At 62.2% G+C, this 23782-nt stretch carries 16 protein-coding genes; 11 read left to right on the plus strand and 5 right to left on the minus strand.

Annotated features, from left to right (window positions below; genetic code table 11):
• Nucleotides 1–8: 8 nt before the first annotated feature.
• The 5 genes from BVH74_RS05940 to BVH74_RS05960 are packed head-to-tail and all read left to right on the plus strand — an operon-like array spanning nucleotide 9 to nucleotide 10476.
• Nucleotides 9–2048, plus strand: coding sequence for a methyl-accepting chemotaxis protein (locus BVH74_RS05940; protein WP_080049173.1), 2040 nt, complete (start codon nucleotides 9–11; stop codon nucleotides 2046–2048).
• A 59-nt stretch (nucleotides 2049–2107) separates the two neighbouring features.
• Nucleotides 2108–2992 carry a CheR family methyltransferase gene (locus BVH74_RS05945; protein ID WP_373279479.1) on the plus strand — a complete coding sequence of 295 codons (885 nt, stop codon included), beginning with the start codon at nucleotides 2108–2110 and terminating at the stop codon, nucleotides 2990–2992.
• 2 nt (nucleotides 2993–2994) lie between these two features.
• Entirely contained in the window at nucleotides 2995–9009 is a 6015-nt protein-coding gene (locus BVH74_RS05950) for an Hpt domain-containing protein (RefSeq protein WP_080049175.1), read from the plus strand.
• A complete protein-coding gene (locus tag BVH74_RS05955) occupies nucleotides 9002–9967 on the plus strand; it encodes a chemotaxis protein CheB (protein WP_231705574.1) in 966 nt (321 codons plus the stop codon). Before BVH74_RS05950 ends, BVH74_RS05955 begins: the two co-directional genes overlap by 8 nt.
• 32 nt (nucleotides 9968–9999) lie before the next feature.
• Nucleotides 10000–10476 (plus strand): chemotaxis protein CheW, encoded by a 477-nt coding sequence (locus tag BVH74_RS05960; RefSeq protein WP_165443798.1) that lies wholly within the window; start codon nucleotides 10000–10002, stop codon nucleotides 10474–10476.
• Nucleotides 10477–10485: 9 nt separating this feature from the next.
• Here the strand turns inward: BVH74_RS05960 and BVH74_RS05965 are convergent, their stop codons facing one another.
• Together BVH74_RS05965 and ompR are read right to left on the minus strand one after the other, a co-directional pair.
• Nucleotides 10486–11790, minus strand: coding sequence for an ATP-binding protein (locus BVH74_RS05965; RefSeq protein WP_231705575.1), 1305 nt, complete (start codon nucleotides 11788–11790; stop codon nucleotides 10486–10488).
• The gene (gene ompR / locus BVH74_RS05970) at nucleotides 11787–12509 is read right to left on the minus strand and encodes an osmolarity response regulator transcription factor OmpR (protein WP_080049178.1); all 723 of its coding nucleotides are present in this window, start codon (nucleotides 12507–12509) and stop codon (nucleotides 11787–11789) included. Before ompR ends, BVH74_RS05965 begins: the two co-directional genes overlap by 4 nt.
• Before the next feature lie 184 nt (nucleotides 12510–12693).
• Between ompR and BVH74_RS05975 the strand changes: the two genes are divergently transcribed.
• From BVH74_RS05975 to gshA, 3 genes are all read left to right on the plus strand, one after another.
• Nucleotides 12694–15030, plus strand: coding sequence for a Tex family protein (locus BVH74_RS05975; protein ID WP_080049179.1), 2337 nt, complete (start codon nucleotides 12694–12696; stop codon nucleotides 15028–15030).
• A gap of 2 nt (nucleotides 15031–15032) precedes the next feature.
• Nucleotides 15033–15434, plus strand: coding sequence for a PaaI family thioesterase (locus BVH74_RS05980; protein ID WP_080049180.1), 402 nt, complete (start codon nucleotides 15033–15035; stop codon nucleotides 15432–15434).
• A 74-nt stretch (nucleotides 15435–15508) separates the two neighbouring features.
• Nucleotides 15509–17107, plus strand: coding sequence for a glutamate--cysteine ligase (gshA, locus tag BVH74_RS05985; RefSeq protein WP_080049181.1), 1599 nt, complete (start codon nucleotides 15509–15511; stop codon nucleotides 17105–17107).
• Nucleotides 17108–17130: 23 nt separating this feature from the next.
• Here gshA and BVH74_RS05990 read toward each other — a convergent pair whose 3' ends face one another.
• Nucleotides 17131–17514 (minus strand): flagellar basal body-associated FliL family protein, encoded by a 384-nt coding sequence (locus BVH74_RS05990; RefSeq protein WP_080049182.1) that lies wholly within the window; start codon nucleotides 17512–17514, stop codon nucleotides 17131–17133.
• Nucleotides 17515–17682: 168 nt separating this feature from the next.
• Here BVH74_RS05990 and BVH74_RS05995 point away from each other — a divergent pair, with 168 nt between their 5' ends.
• A complete protein-coding gene (locus BVH74_RS05995) occupies nucleotides 17683–18660 on the plus strand; it encodes an NADPH:quinone oxidoreductase family protein (protein ID WP_080049183.1) in 978 nt (325 codons plus the stop codon).
• A gap of 61 nt (nucleotides 18661–18721) precedes the next feature.
• Here the strand turns inward: BVH74_RS05995 and trmL are convergent, their stop codons facing one another.
• Nucleotides 18722–19186: a tRNA (uridine(34)/cytosine(34)/5-carboxymethylaminomethyluridine(34)-2'-O)-methyltransferase TrmL gene (trmL, locus tag BVH74_RS06000; protein ID WP_080049184.1), complete on the minus strand. Its 465-nt coding sequence runs from the start codon at nucleotides 19184–19186 to the stop codon at nucleotides 18722–18724.
• 208 nt (nucleotides 19187–19394) lie between these two features.
• Here trmL and gabD point away from each other — a divergent pair, with 208 nt between their 5' ends.
• Both gabD and gabT read left to right on the plus strand, forming a co-directional pair.
• On the plus strand, nucleotides 19395–20855 hold the full coding sequence (gabD, locus tag BVH74_RS06005; protein ID WP_080049185.1) for an NADP-dependent succinate-semialdehyde dehydrogenase: 1461 nt from the start codon (nucleotides 19395–19397) through the stop codon (nucleotides 20853–20855).
• A 208-nt stretch (nucleotides 20856–21063) separates the two neighbouring features.
• On the plus strand, nucleotides 21064–22335 hold the full coding sequence (gene gabT, locus BVH74_RS06010; RefSeq protein ID WP_080049186.1) for a 4-aminobutyrate--2-oxoglutarate transaminase: 1272 nt from the start codon (nucleotides 21064–21066) through the stop codon (nucleotides 22333–22335).
• Between the two features lie 2 nt (nucleotides 22336–22337).
• Here the strand turns inward: gabT and BVH74_RS06015 are convergent, their stop codons facing one another.
• Nucleotides 22338–23780, minus strand: coding sequence for a phospholipase D-like domain-containing protein (locus tag BVH74_RS06015; protein WP_080049187.1), 1443 nt, complete (start codon nucleotides 23778–23780; stop codon nucleotides 22338–22340).
• Nucleotides 23781–23782: the final 2 nt, after the last annotated feature.

Raw genomic sequence — 23782 nt, forward strand, 5'->3', positions numbered from 1 at the left:
GCCAGAAGATGAAAAAGCTCGATTTGCAGATACTGTCCGCCATGCGCGGTAACCGCGCGATCAGTGGCCTGTTCGCCGCGCTGATCCTGTCGTTGCTGCTGCTGTTCGTGAACTTTTTGTACCTGAACCTCCAGAGTTCCTACGACACCGAATACATCGCGCACGCCGGTGAGCTGCGGGTACTGTCCCAGCAGATTTCCAAGTCGGCGACCGAAGCGGCGACCGGGACCCAGGAGGCCTTTGGTCTGCTGCTGGAGGCGCGCAATGACTTCCAGGAACGCTGGGGTTATCTGACCGAAGGCCGTGAGGAAACCGCTCTGCCGGCTGCACCGGCCAGCCTGGCTGACATCATGGGAGCTGCCCAGGCCGACTGGGACAAGGTGCGGACCAATGCTGATGCGATCCTGGCCAGTCAGCGCACGGTACTGTCGCTGCACGAGGTGGCCATGGTTCTGGCAGATACCATTCCTTACCTGCAGGTCGAGTACGAGGATGTGGTTGATGTTCTGATCGAAAACCGTACACCGGCTGACCAGGTCGCTATTGCCCAGCGTCAGTCACTGCTGGCTGAACGGATTCTCGGTTCGGTAAACCGGGTACTCAGTGGTGATGCCGATGCGGTCATGGCAGCTGACAGTTTCGGCCGTGACGCTGCGCTGTTCGGTCGGGTATTGCAGGGCATGTTGACGGGTAATGCGGTGATGGGCATCGAGCGGGTCGATGATGAGGATGTGCGCGCCCGTCTTGACGAAATCGCCAATCAGTTCAGCTTCGTATCCGACTCAGTGGATGAGATCCTGCTGACTTCCCCGGAACTCTATCTGGTGCGTACCGCCGCCAACGAAATCTTCACCGACTCGCAGTCGCTGCTGGATAACACCTCCAGGCTGGCCGATAACTTTGAGGCACGCAGCAACTCGCGTCTGGCCAATACCCTGCTGGGCTATGTGCTGGCCTTGATCGCGCTGGGCTGCATTCTGTTGATCGGTGTGCAGATGACCCGAGAGACCCGCCAGCGTCTGGCCGAAACGGCGGAAAAGAACGAACGTAACCAGGCCGCGATTCTGCGTCTGCTCGATGAAATTGCCGACCTTGCCGACGGTGACCTGACGGCCGAGGCGACAGTAACCGAGGACTTCACCGGGGCCATCGCCGACTCGATCAACTACTCGATCGACCAACTGCGGGCGCTGGTTCAGACCATTAACGAAACCGCTCTGCAAGTGGCTACAGCGGCTCAGGAAACCCAGGGCACGGCGATGCATCTGGCCGAGGCGTCCGAACACCAGGCCCAGGAAATTGCCGGGGCTTCGGCCGCGGTTAACGAGATGGCGGTGTCGATTGATCAGGTATCGGCCAACGCTGCCGAATCGTCAGCGGTAGCGGAGCGCTCGGTAGCCATCGCCAACAAGGGCAACGAGGTGGTGCAGAACACCATCGTTGGCATGGATACCATTCGCGAACAGATCCAGGATACTTCCAAGCGGATCAAGCGCCTGGGTGAGTCGTCCCAGGAGATTGGTGACATCGTAAGTCTGATTAACGACATTGCCGACCAGACCAACATCCTGGCCTTGAACGCGGCGATTCAGGCGTCGATGGCCGGTGATGCTGGCCGAGGCTTCGCGGTGGTAGCCGACGAAGTACAGCGTCTGGCGGAGCGCTCATCGGCGGCGACCAAACAGATTGAGGCGCTGGTTAAAACCATTCAGACCGATACCAACGAGGCGGTAATCTCGATGGAGCAAACCACTTCCGAGGTAGTCAGTGGTGCGCGCCTGGCTCAGGACGCGGGTGTGGCCCTGGAAGAGATCGAGAAGGTATCCACCAGTCTGGCGGCGCTGATTCAGAACATTTCCAACGCTGCCCGTCAGCAGGCCTCGTCCGCAGGTCACATCTCCAACACCATGAACGTGATTCAGGAAATCACCTCGCAGACCTCGGCGGGTACCACCGCCACGGCGCGCAGCATCGGTGAGCTGGCCAAGTTGGCCGACGCCATGCGCCAGTCGGTTGAAGGCTTCACCTTGCCAGACCAAAAGGGCTAGTCTGAAAGACGGGGCGCCGGCTTGGCGACCCCGCTGCCGGCGTCAGCGAGGGGTACAAGGTGCAAAAACAACCCAACTGGTCATTGCAGCAACTGCCGGATATGGACAGCCATCAGTTTAACCAATGGCAAACGCTGCTGGAAAATCGCACAGGCGTCTGTGTCAGCGCGCAGCGCAAGCTGTTCCTGCAGACCAGCCTGGGTATGCGCATGCGTGAGTTGGGGATCGATGATTACCAGCACTACTACGAGCATGTGACCCAAGGGCCGGTCGGCGCGGTGGAGTGGTCGACCTTGATTGATCGGCTGACCGTGCGTGAAACCAGTTTTATGCGCCACCGACCATCATTTGACTGCGTGGCTCGCTATCTGACCCAGCGTCTGGCGCAGCGGCCTGCCGGCCAGCCCTTGCAGCTCTGGAGTGTTGGCTGTGCCAGTGGTGAGGAAGCCTACTCGCTGGCGATGGTGGCCGAGCGTAGTCTGCAAGCCCATGGCCGCGCTGCGCGCGACTACGGGGTCTGGGCGACCGACATCAGTGCGCGGGCCCTGGAGCAGGGTAGGCAGGCTCGTTATGCCCAGAGCCGCATGACCCAGTTGCAAGTCCCCGAGCGTGATACCTGGCTGCGCCCGCTGGAGGATGGCAGCTATGAGGTAGTCGCCAATCTGCGCGAACGGGTGTGCTTCAGTCGGTTGAATATTCTTGAACTTGCCCAGGCTCCGATCCGGGACCTGGACGTCATCTTTTGTCAGAACCTGCTCATCTATTTCCGCCGTTGGCGTCGGCGCGACCTGCTCAACCTGATGGCCCGGCGCTTGGCTCCGGGCGGCATGCTGGTGATCGGATTGGGTGAGATCGTGGACTGGAACAATCCCCTGCTCGAGCGGGTACCCGATGACCGGGTACAGGCCTATGTGCGCCGGGATGGTATGGAATCTCTGGAGTGAATATGGCTGATCGGCATGATTATGTCGCCCTCGACTGGGTCAAAGGCGAAATTTCCGAGACGCTTAACCAGGCCCGCCAGGCCCTGGAAGCCTTTGTCGAGACGCCTGAGGATTCTACGCGTCTGCGCTTTTGCCTGACCTATATTCATCAGGTCCATGGCACCTTGCAGATGGTCGAGTTTTACGGTGCGGCGCTGCTGGCCGAGGAAATGGAAAAGCTGGCCCAGGCGCTGATGAGTGGTGTGGCCAGACGTGATGGCGAGGCGCTTGATGTCCTGATGCAGGCCATCCTGCAAATGCCGACCTATCTGGACCGTGTCCAAAGTGGTCGGCGTGACCTGCCATTGGTGCTGCTGCCGTTGCTCAATGACATGCGCACGGCGCGGGGCGAGAAACTGTTGTCGGAAAATGCCCTGTTCAGCCCGGAAATCGAGGTGGCCGGACAAGCCGAATCGTCCAGCGCCGAGGTGTTTGATGCCGGCGCGGTGCGCCAGTTGCGCAAGTTGCGTCAGGCGCTGCAGATGTTGCAGGCCAATATCATTCGTGAGCAGGACATGCCATCCAGTTGCCGGCAACTGGGCAAGGTTTTTGCCAGGCTGGAAATACTGTGTCGTGGCCGTCCGCACGCCGAGCTATGGACCATCTTTGCCGGGCTGGCCGAGGGCCTGGAGTACGGCAGCATCGACAACGGCGCCTCGGTGCGTCAGCTTCTGCGTCAGGCTGACCGCGAATTGCGTCAGTTGCAGGATCAGGCCAGTGAGCCTGAATTGCCGCCACCGCCGCCGGAGCTGATTCGCAATCTGCTGTTCTACGTGGCAAAGAGTCCGGGCGGCAGCCCGCGTCTGGATGCGCTCAAACAGCGCTATCAGTTGCAGGCCTTATTGAGTGATGCCGACCGCGCGGCCCAGGCCAGCGGCAGTCGGCTGGTAGGGCCGGATCGCAGTGCACTGCATTCGGTGGTGTTGGCCCTCAACGAAGAACTGCTGCAGGTCAAGGATCAGCTTGATCTGTTTGTCCGTGGTGATCGTAGCCAGCCGGATACGCTGGCCGGACTGCTGCCGACCATGAAACAGATCGCCGATACCCTGGCCATGCTCGGCCTGGGGCAGCCGCGCCGGGTGCTGGGTGAGCAGATCGAGCGTCTGCAGCAACTGGTAGGCGGGTCGGCTGAGATCAATGATACGGCCTTGATGGATGTCGCTGGTGGGTTACTGTTTGTCGAAGCCAGCTTGCAGGGTATTGCCGGCCTGGAGCGACAGGATGGCAGCGATGCGGCAGCGGGTGAAGAGGCACACCGCCTGGCGGTGGCCAGAGACATGCTGCATGTCCAGCAGCAGGTGGTGACAGAGGCGCGCAACGCTCTGGAGCAGACTCGTGAGGCGATCAATGCCTTTATCGCCAACCAGTGGGATCATGCACATCTGGCCCCGGTCGATGATTTGCTCAACAGCATTCGTGGTGGTCTGGCCATGTTGCCGCTGGAGCGTGCAGCCCAGGCGATAGCGCTGTGTCGGCGTTATATCAACGAGCGGTTGCTGGCCGAGCGACGGATTCCGGACTGGGTTTCGCTGGATGCCCTAGCTGATGTGATCACCAGCATCGACTATTACCTGGAGCGGCTGGCTGAAGACGATACCGAACGCAGTGACGGTATTCTCGCCGTGGCTGAAGAACGGTTGAAGAGTCTGGGCTTTGATCCGGCTGCGCCGTTCGAGCCGCAGGCCGAACCGGAAACTCCACAGGCCGAGGCTGAGCCGGTCAGCAGCGCAGTGCCCGAGTCCGAGCCTGACGAGCAGGACGACGAGCTGGACGCCGAACTGGTGGAAATCTTCGTCGAAGAAGCTGGCGAGGTACTTGAGACTCTGGCCGAGTTCACGCCGCAATGGCAGGCCGACCCCGAAGATCGCAAGCCCCTGGCTGAGGTCCGACGGGCGTTCCACACCCTCAAGGGCAGTGGGCGGATGGTCAAGGCGACGATCCTGGCCGAGCTGGCCTGGTCGGTTGAGAACATGCTCAACCGGGTGATCGACCGCAGTATCGAACTCGGCGATGAGGTCTTCCAGGTAGTTAACGCCGTGCGCGCATTGATGCCGCAACTGGTCGAGGACTTCGCTGGCGGCGTTCAGCAGGCGCTTCCTGAGGTAAGCCGCTTGAGCGCCTGGGCCGATGCCTTGTCGCAAGGCGAAACCGGGGTTGAACTGTACTCATCTGAGTCCATGGCGGCGGTTGAGTCTGAGCCGCAGGCTGAAATGCTCACAGAGTCGCTGCCTGATCCGTTGCCAGTGATTGAGAGCGAAGAGCTTGAGCTGACCGACAGGGTGGAGACAGCCGGTGATGGGGATGAGCTGCCGGTTATCGAGTTTGACAGCGAGCCCGAGCCCGAAGCTGAGTCCGCTGTGGCGCAACTGCCCGCGGATGAGTCGTCGGGCATGGACCCGATCCTGCTGGAAATCTTTCGCAACGAGGCGCTGGCCCACCTGGAGCAGGTCGAGAGCTTTGTCGCTCAGTGCGCCCAAGGCTTGCCGCGTCCGGCCAGTGATGCCCTGCAGCGCGCCCTGCACACCCTCAAGGGCAGCGCTCATATGGCGGGTATCCAGCCGATTGCCCAATTGGCGACTCCGCTGGAAAAACTGATCAAGGACTTCAAGGCCAATCTGGTTCCGGTTGAACAGCCGCTGGTGGAACTGTTGTGTGATGCGCTGGCGCTGATCCGGGTCGGTATTGCGCAACTGGATCACGCCCCGCAACAGCCGATTGCCGGCACCGAGGCGTTGCTGGTCCGGGTCAGGGAGCTACACGAACAGGGCATGAAAGCCCGCGACGCCAGCCGCGCCGACCTGGAAAGTGGCCGGGCCGATGCTGGTCTGCTGTCAATTTTCCTCACCGAAGGGGTTGAGTTGCTGCTGGATGCCGGTGACCAGTTGCAGGCCGATCCGCACAGCATCGACAGTCAGGCCCTGGTCGGCAGCCTCCGGGCGTTGGGTGAGGTGGCCGGAGAGGTCGATCTGGAAGCGATCGAGCAGCTATGTCAGGCGCTTGAGGATGTACATGGGGCGCTGTATAGCGGGCAACTGACGCAAGAGCAGGTTGACTGGCCGGTGCTGGCCGAGGCGCACGAGCGCTTGATCACCATGATGGATCAGGTCGCCGCGCATCAGCACGTGGCCTCGGCGCAGGCCGAGATCGAAGCCTTGCAGGGGCTGCTGCGTTCGGCGCGCCCGGAGCCGGCGATGCCCCTGGGGAATGCCTGGCACCCGGAGCAGGCCGGTACTGATCCGGAGCTGGTCGAGATCTTCCTTGAGGAAGCGCAGGAAATCATCGACAGCGCCGCTGCCAGCTTGCAGCAGTGGCTGGCCGACACTGACAACACCCTGGCGGTGGAAGCCCTGCAGCGTGATCTGCACACGCTCAAGGGTGGTGCGCGCATGGCCGAAATTCGCCCGGTGGGTGATCTGGCGCACGAACTGGAGTATCTCTACGAGGGGTTGGGTAACCAGCGTTACCAGCCTAGTGCCGGGCTGGCCGATCTGCTGCACGCCTGCCATGACAGTCTGGCGGAAATGGTTGAAGGCGTGGTTGCCAATCGGGCGATTGACGATGGTCAGGCGCTGATTGCCTGCATTCGTGCGTTCCGCGTTGACCCGGAGCAGCCGCCCAGACTGCCCGAACAATCGCGTGCAGCTGCGCCGTCGGCCAAACCCAGCGAGCCGGTGCCAGTTGCGCCAGCCCCGGCACCGAGCTTGCCGGGCATGTTGCAGATGTTCCTCGAGGAAGGCCGCGATCTGTTGCTGCCGTGCGATGAACTGTTGGCCCGGCGCGACGAATCGGCAGCCAGTCAGGAGCTGTCGCACCGACTGCAAACCTTCAAGGGCAGTGCCCGTCTGGCCGGCCAGCATACTCTGGCCGAGCAGGCTAAGGGCCTGGAGCAGGCTTTGAGTGGCGGCGCCAGTGACGAGTCGCTGTATCAGGCGCTGGCGCAATTGCAAAATGGCCTGGAACTGCTGGCCGGACAGGACGAAGAGCCGGCACCGGTGGTATGGACTCCGATGCCTGTCGAGCCTGCACCGGCTGCGGCGTTGCCGACGGTCGCTGAGCCCGAACAGCCAACCCTGGCCGAGGTCAAGGCACTGCTGCGCCAGGCCATGGAGGCCGGTGAGCCGGCTCAGAGTAACGGCAGTCGTGGCGGCGCCCAGGAAAGTGTCAAGGTCTCGGCCAGCCTGCTTGAGGAGTTGGTCAACCTGGCCGGTGAAACCTCGATCTTTCGTGGCCGGATCGAACAGCAGGTCAATGACCTGAGCCAGACCTTGGGCGATGTGGAAAGTACCATCGAGCGGGTACGTGACCAGCTCCGGCGTCTGGACATGGAAACCCAGGCGCAGATTCTATCCCGTCACCATGAGGAAACCGGCCAGGATTACGATGAATTCGACCCGCTGGAGATGGACCGTTACTCGCAGCTCCAGCAATTGTCGCGCTCGTTGTTCGAGTCGGCTTCCGACTTGCTCGACCTGAAGGAAACTCTGGCTAGCCGTGCGCGAGATGCCGAAACCCTGCTGATGCAGCAGGCCCGGGTCAATACCGAGCTGCAGGAAGGCCTCATGCGTACTCGCATGGTGCCATTCGACCGGCTGCTGCCGCGTTTGCGCAGGGTTGTGCGCCAGGTGTCCTCTGAGCTGGGCAAGCAGGTCGAGCTGCAGGTCGACAATGCCGAAGGCGAAATGGATCGCAGCGTTCTGGAACGGATGATTGGTCCGCTTGAGCACATGCTGCGCAACGCCATCGACCACGGCATTGAGTTGCCCGGCAAGCGTCTGGAGAGCGGCAAGCCCGAACAGGGGCAGATCGCCCTGGATTTGCGCCGCGAGGGTGGTGATATCGTCCTGACCCTGGCTGATGATGGTGCCGGTATCCGGCTTGAGGCGGTGCGCCAGAAAGCCATTGAGCGCGGTCTGATGGATGCCGATGCCGACCTCAGCGATCAGGAAGTGCTGCAGTTTATTCTGGAGGCGGGCTTTTCGACTGCCGAGCAGGTGACCCAGATTTCCGGCCGCGGGGTCGGCATGGATGTGGTCAATGCCGAGGTCAAGCAACTGGGTGGCAGCATGCTGCTGGCAACCGAGCCGGGCCAGGGCACGACCTTTACCATTCGTCTGCCGTTTACCGTATCGGTCAACCGTGCGCTGATGGTGTATTCGGGTGAAGACCTGTATGCCATTCCGCTTAACACTGTAGAGGGTATCGTGCGGGTCTCCGGCTATGAACTGGAGGCCTATTACGCTCCGGATGCGCCGCCGTTCGAATATGCCGGCAAGCGCTATGACCTGCGCTACCTGGGGGATCTGCTGGTAACCGGCCAGCAACCCAAATTGAGCGGCCACAGCCTGCCGTTGCCGGTGATCCTGGTACGCAGTGCCGAGCACAGTGTGGCGGTTCAGGTCGACGCGCTGGCTGGCTCGCGCGAGATCGTGGTAAAGGGGCTGGGCAAACAGTTCGCCGTGGTGCCAGGGATCTCCGGCGCCACCATTCTGGGTGACGGCCGGGTCGTGGTGATTCTTGACCTGTTGGCGGTGATCCGTGCCCAGCAGGCCCACTCTCAACTGCATCCGCTTGTTGCGCAGGACGCCGATGAACTGATTGAGGAGCGTCCAACGCTGGTCATGGTGGTAGATGACTCGATCACCGTGCGCAAAGTTACTTCGCGTCTGCTGGAGCGGCACGGAATGGAGGCGGTAACCGCCAAGGACGGGGTCGAGGCCATCGCCAAATTGCAGGAAATTCAACCGGATTTGGTGCTGTTGGATATCGAGATGCCGCGTATGGATGGCTTTGAGGTTGCTACTTTGATCCGCCACGACGAGCGCCTGCGGGACCTGCCGATCATTATGATCACCTCGCGTACCGGGGAGAAACACCGCGAGCGGGCACTGTCGATCGGGGTCAATGATTATCTCGGCAAACCCTATCAGGAAGCGCAATTGCTCGAACGGATCGAAGCGCTGGTCGCCGAACGTGGCTGATAGCGCCGGGCGCATTGCTCTGCTGGTCAGCCAGGAGCGACGGCGTCAGCATTTGTACCAGAGCCTGAGCAGTTTCGGCTATCAGGTGGTGTTTGCCGAACCGCCGGCCCAGCTCGCACGGCGGGCGTTGCAGCAGGTGGCGACCGATGCCTGGCTGGTCGAGCTGGCCGACGAGTCGCCCTTGGCAGACTGGTTGCTGGAGTACAGCCAGGTGCCGGTGCTGTTTGGCGCTGGCGAGATCCCCGAATCTGACAGTGACGATTATCGGCGCTGGCTACGCCGCCTGTATGGCAAGCTGTTGCCGCTGCTGGGGCCACCGCCAGGCGGAACGCCGGCCTGCCTCAGCATGTTGCCCACGGCTCCGGTTGGAGACAATGCCCGCTGCGTCTGGGTGTTGGGGGCTTCGCTCGGCGGGCCGGCGGCGGTCAAGAGCTTCCTTGATGCCTTGCCGGCTGACCTGCCGATCGCTTTCATCTATGCCCAGCATATTGACCCGGCGTTTGAGCAGCAGTTGCCGCAAATCCTTGGCCGGCATAATCGCTGGCGGATTATCAACTGTCGCCAGGGTGCCCGGTTGCATGATGGCGAGGTCTTGGTGGCACCGATTGGCCGGCGTCTGCGTTTTGGCCCGGGAGGGCATCTGCGTCTGCTCGATGAACCCTGGCCTGGCCCCTATCAGCCCTCGATTGAGGCCCTGCTGGATGAGGTGGCGGCCAGTTTTTCTCCCGCCTGTGGAGCGATCATCTTCAGTGGCATGGGTGAAGATGGCGTAGCCGCTTGCGGTCGTCTGCGTCAGCAAGGCGTCGAGGTTTGGACCCAAAGTGCCGAGACGGCAGCTTGCGCGACCATGCCCGGAGCGGTTCAGCAGGCGGGTTTCAGTCATTTTCACGGCTCCCCGGTGGAGCTGGCCAGTGCATTGCAGCGCTGGTTGCAACAGGAATGGCCGCTGGCCCTGTAGCCGGCGCTCACCAACCCAGGAGGACAGTCCGCATGGCGGATGCGCTGGAAAGTCTCAATGGTTTGATCGTGCCGCTGGCCGAACAACCTCTGCTGTTACCCAACGTTGCCGTGGCCGAACTGGTCGGCTATCGGCTTACCCAGCCTGCCGAACAGGGGCCTGACTGGTTTCTTGGCTGGACTCGCTGGCGTGAGCAGCAGGTACCGCTGATCGATCCGGAGCGGCTGCTGCAGCAGAAGCCGCTGACAACCGAGCGCCCAGCTCCCCGGGTGCTGGTGCTCAACGCCCTGGGTCGCCATGCCGGGCTGGGTTTCATCGGCCTGCGAGTGTACGGTATCCCCCGCTCGCGCAAGGTTCTGCGCGGCGAGATTGAAACTGCCGGGCCGGCCAGCACCTATGTCCAGCAGCCAGTCCATCTGGCCGAAGAAAGTCAGGCGTTGTTAATTCCTGACCTGCTGGCCATCGAGCAGTCGTTGGTCGAGGCCGGGCTGGTCAACGCGCGGGCCTGAGCCCGCGCCTTATAGCGGGAAGCTCAGGCGTGCCTCGGTGCCGCCGCCGCTGCGGTTGAGCAACTGTACAGTGGCGCCATGGTTGTCGGCGATGCGCTTGACGATGGCTAGCCCTAGGCCGGTGCCGGTGGTCGAGCGCGCCCGGTCGCCGCGAATGAAGGGCGTAAACAACGCCTCGCTCTCGCTCGGATCGATCCCCGGCCCGCGGTCGAGCACACTGACCACCAGATAGGGCTGGGCGGCGGCTCGGGTCACGTAGGTACAGATTTCCACGCCACTGCCGGCACCATGATTGAGCGCGTTTTCGATCAGGTTGGTCATGACCCGCTTGATCGACAGACGTCGGAAGTTGAACTCCGGCACTGGCTCCAGGCACAGGCGTACTCGTTCCTCGCCAGTGTTCAGCGGAGCTACCACCTCACGGATTACTTCATTGATGTCGCCGGGCTCGAGAGCTTCGTCACTGCCGTCGCGGATATAGGCCATGAACTGGTCAAGAATTGCGTCCATGTCCTCGATGTCGCGGATCATTCCGTCGGTCAGTTCCGGCTCGGCACTGGACAGCAATTCGGTAGACAGGCGCATGCGGGTCAGGGGCGTGCGCAGGTCATGGGAGACCCCGGCCAGCAGCAGGGCGCGGTCGCGGTTGGCCTGTTCGACGTCCTGGGCCATCTGGTTGAAGGCGCGGTAGACCTCGGCCATTTCTGCCGGTCCACCGGTATCGAGCAGTCGCACGCTGTGACCCTGGCCGATGCGCCGGGCGGCGAACTCCAGAGCTTTGAGCGGCTGGTTGAGCTGGCGGACGAAAATCCAGGCGGCAGCGGTCGACAGCATGCCGATCAGCAGCAACCAGGTGACCACCAGCCAGACGCGTTGTCCACGTAGCGGATGGGCATACAGCGGCAGGCGTAGCCATTGTTCTTCGTAGCCGGGCTGATGAACCCAGATCGCCGGATCATCCTGAATCCGCACCCGGACCTCGGTACGGTCGCCCAGCTCATCGCGCAGCTGGTTGGTGAAAATGCCGGAGTAGGGCCAGTGAACCTCGCCGCGTGGGACCTGGTCCTGGTGCACCAGACGAATGCCGGTCAGCTCCTGGATATCTGCCCGGGCCTGTGGGTCGCAGCTCCAGTAGGCGCGCACCAGCATGGCCGCGCCATGGCTGTACTGGCGGTCGACCAGCAGGTCTTCGTTGCTCAGCAGGTAGACCATGGTCAGCACCTTGGAAAACAGGGTGACCAGCAGAACCAGCAAAATAGTGCGGGCAAAGAAACTGCGCGGCAGCAGGGGGTGCCAGCCCGGGCCGCCTTTCACGAATGCTTGCCGTCCGGTACGAATACGTAGCCGACACCCCAGACCGTCTGGATATAGCGCGGCTTGGAAGGATCGGGTTCGAGCATGCGCCGCAGGCGCGAGATCTGCACGTCGATCGAGCGCTCCAGTGCATCCCATTCGCGGCCGCGGGCCAGTTGCATCAGCTTGTCGCGGGTCAACGGCTCACGCGGGTGCTGGACCAGCGCCTTGAGCACGGCGAACTCACCGGTGGTCAGCATGTGCACTTCATTGCCGCGTTTGAGTTCGCGGGTTGCCAGGCTGAGGATGAATTCGCCGAAGGTTACTTCGTCATCCTCGGTGCCCGGGGCACCTGGCACCTGTGGGGCCTGACGGCGCAGCACGGCCTTGATCCGGGCCACCAGTTCGCGCGGATTGAAAGGCTTGGGCAGGTAGTCGTCGGCACCCATTTCCAGGCCCTGAATACGGCTGGTCTCATCACCTTTGGCGGTCAGCATGATGATCGGGGTGGTGTTCTCCTGATCGCGCAGGCGCTTGCAGGCGCTCAGGCCGTCCTCGCCGGGCAGCATCAGGTCGAGCACAATCAGCGCATAGATCTCGCGGGCCAGCAGGCGGTCCATTTGCTCGGTGTTTTCCACTGCCCGGACTCGGTAGCCCTGCTCGGAAAGGTAACGTTCGAGCAGGCGCCGCAGGCGCACATCGTCATCGACAATCAGTATCTTTTCGCCTTCGCTGGTCATGATCTCTTGCCCTGGTTGAAATGCCCTTATTGTGGCTGAAGCCCAACAATGGCGGTGTTCAGCCATTGTTACAAGAGGTTTCTCCTGTGCTTTCAGCGGCTTGCCGATCCCGGCAGGCTGGCGTCGCAAGCGGCGCTGACTCGGTTATACTGCGCGGCTTGTAATACACCAAGTGGATTTGCCCATGGATAGTATCGCCTCGCGGATTGCCGCGGAATTGACGGTTCGCCCGGAACAGGTGGCGGCCACCGTCGCGCTGATCGACGAGGGCGCCAGTGTGCCCTTCATCGCCCGTTACCGGAAAGAGGTTACCGGTAGCCTGGATGACACCCAGTTGCGTTATCTGGAAGAGCGCCTGCGTTATCTGCGAGAGATGGAAGACCGGCGCCAGAGTATCCTTGCCAGCATCGCCGAACAGGGCAAGCTGAGCCCGGAGCTGGAGCGCGATATCCGCGAGGCCGATACCAAGACCCGGCTGGAAGATCTCTATCTGCCATACAAGCCCAAGCGCCGGACCAAGGGCCAGATCGCTCTGGAGGCGGGGCTCGGGCCGTTGGCCGAGCAGTTGTATGCCGATCCGACGCTGGAGCCGGAGACGTTGGCAGCCGGGTTTGTCGATGCTGACAAGGGCGTGGCTGACGTCAAGGCTGCTCTGGATGGGGCCAAGTACATCCTCATGGAGCGCTTCAGTGAAGACGCCAATCTGCTTGAACGGCTGCGCCGCACACTCAAGCAGGACGGTCGGGTGGTGTCGCGGCTGGTACCCGGCAAGGAAACCGAGGGCGCCAAGTTTCGCGACTATTTCGAATACGATGAGCCGCTGGCCAAGGTGCCCTCGCACCGAGCGCTGGCGATTCTGCGCGGGCGCAATGAAGGCATTCTCAGCATTAGTCTGGAGCTGGGTGAGGCGGATCCGACTCCAGGTGCCAGTCATCCCTGTGAAGGGTTGATCGCTGAGGCGGTCAATATCAGCAACCAGGGCCGCGCTGCAGACAAGTGGCTGGCCGAGGTGGTGCGCTGGACCTGGCGGGTGAAGCTGCTGGGTCATCTGGAAACCGAACTGCTCGGTGATCTGCGTGAGATGGCCGAGGATGAGGCGATCCGGGTGTTTGCCAGCAACCTCAAGGACTTGCTGCTGGCCGCGCCGGCCGGCCAACGGGTGACCCTGGCGCTGGACCCGGGGCTGCGTACCGGGGTCAAGGTGGTGGTGGTGGATGCCACCGGCAAGCTGGTTGATCACGTCACCATCTTCCCCCATGCGCCGCGCAATCAGTGGGATCAGTCGCTGGCGGTACTCGGGGCGCTGTGCCAGAAGCATCAGGTCGACCTGATCGCTATCGGCAACGGCACCGCCTCGCGCGAGACCGACAAGCTGGCTGGCGACCTGCTGCGCCAGCACCCGCAACTCAAGCTGACCAAGATCATGGTGTCTGAAGCGGGCGCTTCGGTGTATTCGGCCTCGGAACTGGCTGCGCGGGAATTCCCCGATCTGGATGTGACCTACCGTGGCGCGGTGTCGATCGGCCGACGTCTTCAGGACCCGTTGGCTGAACTGGTGAAAATCGAACCGAAGTCCATCGGTGTTGGCCAATACCAGCACGATGTCTCGCAGGTGAAACTGGCGCGTAGTCTGGATGCGGTGGTCGAGGACTGCGTGAACGCGGTTGGGGTCGATCTTAATACCGCCTCGGCGCCGCTGTTGACCCGGGTGTCCGGGCTCAACCCGACCATCGCCCAGAACATCGTCGAGTACCGTAACCAGCACGGTGCTTTCCGCAGTCGCCGTGAACTGCTCAAGGTCAGCCGCCTGGGCGACAAGACCTTCGAGCAGGCCGCCGGCTTCTTGCGGGTCATGAATGGCGACGACCCGCTCGATGCCTCGGCCGTGCACCCGGAGGCCTATCCGTTGGTCGAGCGCATCGCCGCCGACACCGGTCGGGATATCCGCAGCCTGATTGGTGACTCGACGTTCCTGCGCAAACTTGAACCGGCGCGCTTCACCGACGAGCGCTTCGGGGTGCCGACCATCACCGACATTCTCAAGGAGCTGGACAAGCCCGGCCGTGATCCGCGTCCGGAGTTCAAGGCGGCGGCGTTCCAGGACGGGGTAGAGACCCTGGCTGACCTGAAGCCGGGCATGACTCTGGAAGGTGTGGTGACCAATGTGGCCAACTTCGGCGCCTTCGTCGATATCGGTGTGCATCAGGATGGTCTGGTGCATATCTCGATGCTCTCGCATCAGTTCGTCAAGGACCCGCGTGAGGTGGTCAAGGCTGGCGATATCGTCAAGGTCAAGGTGCTGGAGGTGGATATCCCCCGTCAGCGCATCAGCCTGACCATGCGTATGGATGATCAGCCTGGCGCTGCCGTCAGTGCTGGCCGTGGCGGTGAGCGCCCGGCTGATCGTGCCAATTCCCGGTCTGGTGCACGTCAGCCGAACAAAGCCACTGGCCCGCGCGAACAGGGCGGTGCTACCTTTGCCAATCTGTTTGCCAATGCCAAGAACCTGAAGAAGCGCTGACCATGGTTGATCATCCCGCCCTCAAGAGCTTTGCCGAAAACCGCATGAGCGACTTTACTCGTCTGATTGGCCTGGAGTTCCGCCATATCAGCACGGGTGAGTGCCACTTGTATCTGGATATCGACCAGCGGCATTTCAACTCCACCGGGCGGGTACATGGCGGGGTGGTGTTCACTCTGCTTGATTCGGCCATGGGTGCGGCGGCCTTCAGCGTGCTGGAGCCCGATGAGGTCACGGCCACGGTTGAGTGCAAGATCAACTACACCCGGGCGGTGACCGGCGGCACGCTGGATGGGCGCGGCAAGGTGGTCCATGCCGGCACCCGCACGGTGGTGGTTGATGGTGAGGTCTGGCAGGACGGTGTACTGGTGGCCAAGGCCCTGGGCACCTTTGCGCGGATCTGAAATCGCTATACTGATGGAACGTCCGGGTGGCCTGTTATAGCCTCCGGATCTCTGCCGCTTAAGGAGTGACGACCTTGTCACCACAGTTCAATGCTCGACTCGACCTGTTGTCCCAGCCCGCACATCGTCAGCGTTTGCGCGATTGCCAGCATGGTATCGAAAAGGAAAGTCTGCGGATCAGTGTTGATGGGCGCCTGGCCCAGACCCCGCATCCTCTTGGCCTGGGCTCGGCACTGACCCATCCGAGCATTACCACCGACTATTCCGAAGCTCTTTTGGAGTTGATCACGCCGGTCCACAGCCGGATCGAAACACTGTTCGAGAGCCTGGATGCCGTGCACCGTTTCACCTACAGCCAGTTGGGTGACGAGTTGCTGTGGACTGAGTCCATGCCCTGTTGGTTGCCGGAAACCGACGCCGAGATTCCGATTGCCTGGTACGGCACCTCCAACATCGGCACGCTCAAACACGTCTATCGCCGTGGTCTGGCGATTCGTTACGGCAAGGCCATGCAGTGTATCGCTGGGATTCACTACAATTTTTCGCTGCCGCCGCAATTGTGGGCGCTGCTGCAGGAGCACGATGGCAGCCCGCTGTCGGCCCGCGACTACCAGTCCGAGCGTTATGTCGGGCTGATTCGTAATTTCCGCCGTTACGCCTGGTTGTTGATGTATCTGTTCGGCGCATCGCCGGCGTTATGCGCAAGCTTTCTCCAGGGTCGGGACCACAAGCTGGAGCAGCTTGGCGACAAGAGCCTGTATCTACCCTACGCTACCAGCCTGCGGATGAGTGACCTGGGCTACAACAACAATGCCCAGTCGGGGCTGAATGTCTGCTACAACAGCCTGGATAGCTACATCAACAGCATGCTACAGGCCATCAGCCTGCCCTATGCGCCTTATGCCGCGCTGGGCACCCACGACAGCCAGGGCCAGTGGCAGCAACTGAACACCAATCTGCTGCAGATCGAAAACGAGTTCTATAGCCCGATTCGGCCCAAGCGGGTGACCCACAGCGGCGAGAAGCCGGTACATGCTCTGGCCAGTCGCGGGGTGGAGTATGTCGAGGTCCGCTGCATGGATATCGATCCCTTCACGCCGCTGGGAATTGAGCCGGCCACCGCCCGCTTCCTCGACAGTTTCCTGCTCTATTGCGCATTGGAAGACAGCCCCTTTATGGACAGTCAGGCCTGCGACGAGGCTGCCAGCAACTTTGCCCTGTCGGTCAAGCGTGGCCGCGAGCCGGGGCTGATGCTGGGTCGGGGGGGAGCCGGGGCGGAGCTCAGGCACTGGGGGCTGGAACTGCTGGAGTCCATCGAGCGTTGCGCCCGGCTGCTCGACCAGACGCATCAGACCCAGGCCTACAGTGAAGCTCTGAGCGTGCAGCAGGCCAAGCTGCATGATCCGGCATTGACGCCTTCGGCCCGGGTGTTGGCAGCCATTGAGCAGCATGGCAACAGCTTCTTCCGCTTTGCCCTGGCCCAATCACAGGCGCATCAGGCCTATTTTCTTGAACATCCGCTGGAGCCTGAGCAGCAGCGCGCTTTCCAGGCCCAGGCCGACAGCTCGCAGGCCGAGCAGGCGGCGCTGGAAGCGGCCGATGATGTCGACTTCGATACCTTCGTTGCCCGCTATCTGGCCCAGCAGCCACAGGATCAGGCGCTGCGCGCCTGAGTCACGGGCCGCCCTCCGGAGGGTTACTGGGTAATCAGATTGGTAAACAGCAGGTCATCGACCAGCGCTTGGCCCTCTTCCTCTTCCAGGGTCTGGCGCACCACCGCCAGCGCCTCAAGCCGCAGTGCCTCGCGTGCTTCCAGTCCGCTCAGGCTGTCCTGGCTCTGGCGGCTGAACAGGCTGACCAATGCATTGCGGATCAGCGGATCGTGGTACTGGATCCGCGCGACCGCCGCCGGATCGTTGGTACGCAGTGCCACATCCACCTTCAGGTAGCGGATACGCGGGCCGCTGTCGGTCAGTGTGCCGATGAACGAAGGGCTGAGTTCGACGTACTGCGGATCGGACGCCTGCGCTGCCAGAGGTAGTGACAGGATCAGAGCCAGGGTCAGAAAAACGGATCGCATAAGCTGAAGCACTCCTTGGGTTTGGTAAAGGATAGCCGAGCCGCGGTTCCAGGCCAAACCGCAAGCGGGTACGGCGTTATGGCTGGCAATCACTCCGGGGCATGGTGATTGACCAGAGGCTGGCAGTTGCGACTAGACTGGCGAAAACTGAACAACAGGGAGCTCCCCATGAAAGCGGTATTGTGCAAAGCCTATGGACCGGCCAGCAGCCTGGTGCTGGAAGAAACCACCGATCCGGTGGCCAAACCCAACGATGTGGTGATTGACATCCATGCTGCCGGGGTCAACTTCCCTGACACCCTGATCATTGAAGGCAAGTATCAGGTCAAGCCGCCATTCCCGTTCTCGCCGGGTGGCGAAGCTGCGGGTGTGGTATCCAGCGTTGGCGAGAAGGTCAAGCACCTCAAGCCGGGCGATCGGGTCATGGCCCTGACCGGCTTTGGCAGCTTCGCCGAGAAGATCGCGGTCGACGCCATGCGCGTGCTGCCGATGCCCGACGATATGGACTATATCACCGCCGCCGGCTTCAGCATGACCTACGGCACCTCGATGCATGCGCTCAAGCAGCGTGGCGAGCTCAAGCCAGGTGAAACCCTGCTGGTGCTGGGCGCTTCCGGTGGTGTTGGCCTGGCTGCCGTCGAGATCGGCAAGGCCATGGGTGCACGGGTGATCGCGGCGGCCTCCAGCGACGAGAAACTGGAAGTGGCCAAGGCTGCCGGTGCCGATGAACTGATCAACTACGCTGACGGCGAGCTGAAGGAAAAGGTCAAGGCGCTGACCAAGGGTCAGGGTGCCGATGTGATCTATGATCCGGTCGGTGGCGATCTGTTCGACCAGTCGCTGCGCTGCATCAACTGGAATGGCCGTCTGCTGGTGATCGGGTTTGCCAGTGGCCGGATTCCGGAAATGCCGGCCAACCTGCCTCTGCTCAAGGGTGCAGCGGTGGTCGGGGTGTTCTGGGGGGCATTTGCTGCGCGCCAGCCGCAGGACAACCTGGCCAACTTCCAGCAACTGTTTGCCTGGTACAGCGAAGGCAAGCTCAAGCCGCTGGTGTCCCAGACCTATGAGCTGAATCAGTATGAAGATGCTCTGGCTATGCTGAGTTCGCGCAAGGCGGTCGGCAAGGTCGTGATCAAGACCCGCTAAAGCGGGCCGGCTGCAGGCTGAAAGCACCTGACTTTCAGCCTGCAGCCTGTCTCTGCGGCTTTCAACTGGCGCCCGGGTAGCCCTGTTGGCGCCAGGCCTCGTAAACCAGTACCGCGGCACTGTTGGACAGGTTGAGGCTGCGGCTGTTCTCGCGCATCGGAATCCGCAATACCTGATCGGCCGGCAGGCTTTCACGTATCTCGACCGGCAGGCCACGGCTTTCCGGGCCGAACAGGAACATGTCCCCCGGCTGATAGCTGACCTCGCTGAACCAGCGGCTACCCTTGGTGCTCAGAGCAAACACTCGGCCCGGGCGCACGGCGGCCAGGCAACTGTCCAGATCGGGGTGCACCTGCAACGCGGCAAACTCGTGATAGTCCAGGCCGGCGCGGCGCAGGCGCTTGTCATCCAGCTCAAACCCCAGCGGCTCGATCAGGTGCAACTGGCAGCCGGTGTTGGCGCACAGCCGGATGATGTTGCCGGTGTTCGGTGGAATCTCGGGTTCAAGCAGGGCGATATGGAACATGGTGGGCGTGGTTCGTTGCAAAGTCGTGCGCCAGTTTAGGGTCTGTTGCCATTTCCTCACAACCGCGCCCGCAGGTACCAGCCACAGATTTTTTCATCCCGGGTATTGCTTGTCGGCGTACGGCGACTTAGCATGTTTGAAATATCAAACAATCATGTTGTAAATGCATTACGCCTTAGCCGGCGTCCAATCGCGAGGATCTCCCGTCATGGAACTGCACTGTCCCGAGCTGTTTCGTCAGCAAGCCTACCTTGATGGTCATTGGTGCGAGGCCGACACCGGTGCCCGTACCGAGATCCATAACCCGGCTACCGGCGAGCGCCTGGGCAGTGTGCCGAATATGGGCGCCGAAGAAACCCGTCGGGCGATTGCGGCCGCCCAGGCGGCGCAGCCGGCCTGGCGGGCCAAGACCGCCAAGGAGCGGGCGGCAGTGCTGCGCAAGTGGCACGATCTGATGATGCAGCATCAGGAAGACCTGGCCCGGATCATGACCGCTGAGCAGGGCAAGCCGCTGACCGAGGCGCGTGGTGAAATTGCCTACGCGGCGTCGTTTCTCGAGTGGTTCGCCGAGGAAGGCAAGCGAATTTATGGTGACGTGATTCCCGGCCATCAGCCGGACAAGCGCATCCTGGTGCAGAAAGAGCCGATTGGAGTAACGGCGGCCATCACGCCGTGGAACTTCCCTGCTGCGATGATTACTCGCAAGGCTGGCCCGGCGCTGGCTGCCGGCTGCGCCATGGTCCTCAAGCCGGCTCCGCAAACCCCGTTTTCGGCCCTGGCCATGGCCTATCTGGGCGAGCAGGCCGGGCTGCCCGCCGGACTGCTGAGCGTGATCAGCGCCGACGTTGAGCGTTCACGCGAGGTGGGCGCCGAGCTGTGCGCCAACCCAATCGTGCGCAAGCTGTCATTTACCGGCTCGACCGCTGTCGGTATCAAGTTGATGGAGCAGTGTGCGCCGACCCTGAAGAAGCTGTCGCTGGAACTGGGCGGCAATGCGCCTTTCATTGTGTTCGATGACGCCGATCTGGATGCGGCGGTCGAGGGCGCGATGATTTCCAAGTACCGCAACGCCGGCCAGACCTGCGTATGCGCCAACCGTATCTATGTACAGGACAGCGTGTACGAGGCGTTTGCCGCCAAGCTGAGCGAGGCGGTGGCCAAGCTCAAGGTTGGCAATGGTGCCGAACCGGGAGTGACTACCGGGCCGTTGATCGATGCCAATGCGGTGGCCAAGGTCCAGCGTCACCTCAAGGATGCGACCGACAAGGGCGCTCAGGTGCTGACCGGCGGCAAGCCGCACGCGCTCGGTGGGTTCTTCTTCGAACCGACCGTGCTGGCCGGGGTCGATGCTTCGATGCTGGTGGCCCGTGAGGAAACCTTCGGCCCGCTGGCGCCGCTGTTCCGCTTCAGTGACGAGGCGGACGTGATCCGTCAGGCCAACGATACCGAGTTTGGCCTGGCGTCCTACTTCTATGCCCGTGATCTGGGCCGGGTGTTCCGCGTTGCCGAGGCGCTGGAATACGGCATGGTCGGGATCAATACCGGGCTGATTTCCACCGAGGTGGCGCCGTTCGGCGGCATGAAGGCCTCGGGTCTGGGCCGCGAAGGTTCCAAGTACGGTATCGAGGACTACCTCGAAATCAAGTATCTGTGCCTGGGCGGTATTTGAAGCCGCTCATCAAACCCGAGTAACAGCCAAGGCTGCACGGACTCGATAGCGGTGTTGCCGGACAGCGGTTGCAGACCGTCGATGCCCTGGACGGGCATCGTCGAGCGCCCAGGGATGGGTTCACAGCGTGTCTGCAACCGCTGTCCGGCAATGCCGCCCGCGCAGATGCCGCCTTTGACTGCCCCCGTCTCCATTCATGAGGTCCGATATGAGCAAGACCAACGACTCCCTGATGCAGCGCCGGCATAACGCCGTCGCCCGTGGTGTGAGCCAGATTCATCCGATTTTCGTCCAGCGTGCGGAAAACGCCACGGTCTGGGATGTCGAAGGACGCCAGTACATCGATTTTGCCGGCGGGATCGCGGTGCTCAATACCGGGCATCGGCATCCCAAGGTGATCGATGCGGTCAAGCGTCAGCTTGAGCAGTTCACCCATACCTGTTTTCAGGTGCTGGCCTATGAGCCCTATGTTGAGCTGTGCGAGAAAATCAATGCCCGGGTCCCCGGCAATTTCGACAAGAAGACCCTGCTGGTGACTACCGGCTCCGAGGCGGTCGAGAATGCGGTGAAGATCGCCCGGGCCGCCACTGGCCGGGCCGGGGTGATCGCTTTCACCGGCGGTTACCATGGCCGCACCATGATGACCCTGTCGATGACTGGCAAGGTGGTGCCGTATTCGGCGGGTATGGGCTTGATGCCGGGTGGTGTGTACCGGGCGCAGTTCCCTTGTCCGCTCCATGGCGTCAGCGAGGACGACGCCATGGCCAGCGTCGAGCGGATTTTCAAGAACGATGCCGAGCCGCGTGACATCGCTGCGATTGTCATCGAGCCGGTGCAGGGCGAGGGTGGTTTCTACGTCGCCAGTCCGGCCTTCATGCAGCGTCTGCGGGCGCTCTGTGATCAGCACGGCATCCTGCTGGTGGCCGATGAGGTGCAGACTGGTGCCGGGCGTACCGGTACCTTCTTCGCCATGGAGCAGATGGGCGTGGCGGCGGATCTGACCACTTTTGCCAAATCGATTGCCGGTGGCTTCCCGGTAGCGGGTGTGTGTGGGCGTGCCGAGGCGATGGATGCGATCGCCCCTGGCGGGCTGGGCGGCACCTATGCCGGTAGCCCGCTGGCCTGCGCGGCGGCGCTGGCGGTTATGGAGGTGTTCGAGGAGGAGAATTTGCTGGCCCGCAGTCAATGTTTGGGCGAGTTGATGCGTGAACGTTTGAGTGCGATTGCCGCCGCCGACAAGCGTATTGGCGATGTCCGCGGACTGGGGGCGATGGTCGCCTGCGAGCTGTTTGGCGCCGATGGCAAGCCAGATGCCGAACTGACCGGCAAGGTGGTGGCCAAGGCCCGGGACAAGGGCCTGATCCTGTTGTCCTGCGGCCAGTATGGCAACGTGATCCGGATTCTGGTGCCGCTGACCGCCACCGATGTGGAGGTGCAGGAAGGGCTGGATATCGTCGCTGCCTGCTTCGCCGAGCTGTAGGCTCAGAAAGTCGACAGGCCGCTGGCTTCCATCAGCCGATAAAGCCAGTAGCGCCAGCGTGAGTGATCGGCAAACTCGACATAGGGCAGACTATAGGTCTGCCCTTGTTGGTTGTGCCAGTGGCGTTCGAATAAGCGGGCGGCGCGGCTGAGTGCCGGGTGTTCGGCCGGACCGTCGAGCAGCACGCTGGTTTCCGGGTTGAAGTTGTCGAGGTTGCGCCGGGTGAAGTTGGCCGAGCCGCTGAGCAGGGCGGCGCTGCCGTCAGCGCGTCTGAGCAGCAGCCATTTGCGGTGGCACTGCTCGCCATGGGTGGCGCACCAGCGCAGTTCGATGCCGGCTCGATGCAGGTCCCAGGCGGCCTGGCGGTTGGGGATGCCGTTCTTCTCGCGGCCAAAGGCGTCGCGGTTGGGGTCGAGCATGACCCGCACCTGTACTCCGCGCTGGAGGGCGGCGATCAACGCCTGGATCATGGGTCGGTGGGACAGGTAGAACACTTCCAGATCAAGCTGCTCGCCGGGCTGAGCGCTGTCGATCAGTTGTAGCAACTGATCACGGATAGCTCCTTCGGTCAGTATCTGGACGGTGGCGTCGCCGTTGATTGGCGTGGCCGCAGGGGGCAGCGGCCAGTCACGGGCCAGTTGCGGTGCGCTGAGGTTGATGATCGCTCGCTCGGTTTCCAGCAGATCGAGCGCTGCCGGGCCGCGAAACACCAGGGCCTGATTGCTGTGGCGGCTGCTGCCGTCATGCGGGTTGGCCGAGGTTACCAGGCCGGTCCAGTGCAGGCCTTCGTCGACGACCAGGGTCTTGCGATGGTTGGCGCGAAAGTTCAGCAGGTGCAGGTAGCTGCGCAGGGTGACCTTGCCAGCACCGACGGGGTTGGGTAACCAGCCACCGGTCTGGCTGTTGCCCAGATAGCGGCAGCACAGTTGCCAGAGTCCGGTCCACACCGGGTTGGAGGCTGGCAGCGCCGCCAGATTGCTGACCAGTACCTGGACCCCAGCCTCTTCCAGCTGCTGCAGATGTGCAGCAGCCACGCCCCCGTACAGAGTATTGAACGGATCGGTGATCAGAATCACTGGCATGTCCGGTTGGCGCCTGCGCGCCTCAAGCAGCGCCTGGGTCAGTTCGCGGGTCAGTGCTCGGTAGCTGTCTGCGCCGGCAAACTCGTTGAACAAGAACATATCGAGCACGACCAGGCGGCGGGCCTGGCCGATCAAGCGCAGCACTTCATCGAATATTTCCTGCTCGCTGTGGCTTTGGCCAGCACTGTCCTGCCAGGTTTGGTCGATCAAAAGTTCGACCTGTTCGGCAGCCCGCACCGGCATGCTGGCGGCCAGCCCCGGTGGCAGTGTTCGCCAGGCTGTCAGCAGGGCGCTGATCAGCCAGACAAGGGCCAGTGCCAATAGCCAGAACCAGAGCGAACGTAGCTGCGCGAATCCCGTCATGA

It is taken from the genome of Halopseudomonas phragmitis (assembly GCF_002056295.1).
GTDB classification, from domain to species: Bacteria; Pseudomonadota; Gammaproteobacteria; order Pseudomonadales; family Pseudomonadaceae; genus Halopseudomonas; species Halopseudomonas phragmitis.

What these genes read in the sequence shown, in the direction of transcription:
- BVH74_RS05940 (WP_080049173.1), top strand. Translation starts at nt 9, where the DNA reads ATGAAAAAGCTCGATTTGCAGATACTGTCCGCCATGCGCGGTAACCGC.
- BVH74_RS05950 (WP_080049175.1), top strand. Translation starts at nt 2,995, where the DNA reads ATGGCTGATCGGCATGATTATGTCGCCCTCGACTGGGTCAAAGGCGAA.
- BVH74_RS05960 (WP_165443798.1), top strand. Translation starts at nt 10,000, where the DNA reads ATGGCGGATGCGCTGGAAAGTCTCAATGGTTTGATCGTGCCGCTGGCC.
- ompR (WP_080049178.1), bottom strand. Translation starts at nt 12,509, where the DNA reads ATGACCAGCGAAGGCGAAAAGATACTGATTGTCGATGACGATGTGCGC.
- BVH74_RS05975 (WP_080049179.1), top strand. Translation starts at nt 12,694, where the DNA reads ATGGATAGTATCGCCTCGCGGATTGCCGCGGAATTGACGGTTCGCCCG.
- BVH74_RS05980 (WP_080049180.1), top strand. Translation starts at nt 15,033, where the DNA reads ATGGTTGATCATCCCGCCCTCAAGAGCTTTGCCGAAAACCGCATGAGC.
- BVH74_RS05990 (WP_080049182.1), bottom strand. Translation starts at nt 17,514, where the DNA reads ATGCGATCCGTTTTTCTGACCCTGGCTCTGATCCTGTCACTACCTCTG.
- BVH74_RS05995 (WP_080049183.1), top strand. Translation starts at nt 17,683, where the DNA reads ATGAAAGCGGTATTGTGCAAAGCCTATGGACCGGCCAGCAGCCTGGTG.
- trmL (WP_080049184.1), bottom strand. Translation starts at nt 19,186, where the DNA reads ATGTTCCATATCGCCCTGCTTGAACCCGAGATTCCACCGAACACCGGC.
- gabD (WP_080049185.1), top strand. Translation starts at nt 19,395, where the DNA reads ATGGAACTGCACTGTCCCGAGCTGTTTCGTCAGCAAGCCTACCTTGAT.
- gabT (WP_080049186.1), top strand. Translation starts at nt 21,064, where the DNA reads ATGAGCAAGACCAACGACTCCCTGATGCAGCGCCGGCATAACGCCGTC.
- BVH74_RS06015 (WP_080049187.1), bottom strand. Translation starts at nt 23,780, where the DNA reads ATGACGGGATTCGCGCAGCTACGTTCGCTCTGGTTCTGGCTATTGGCA.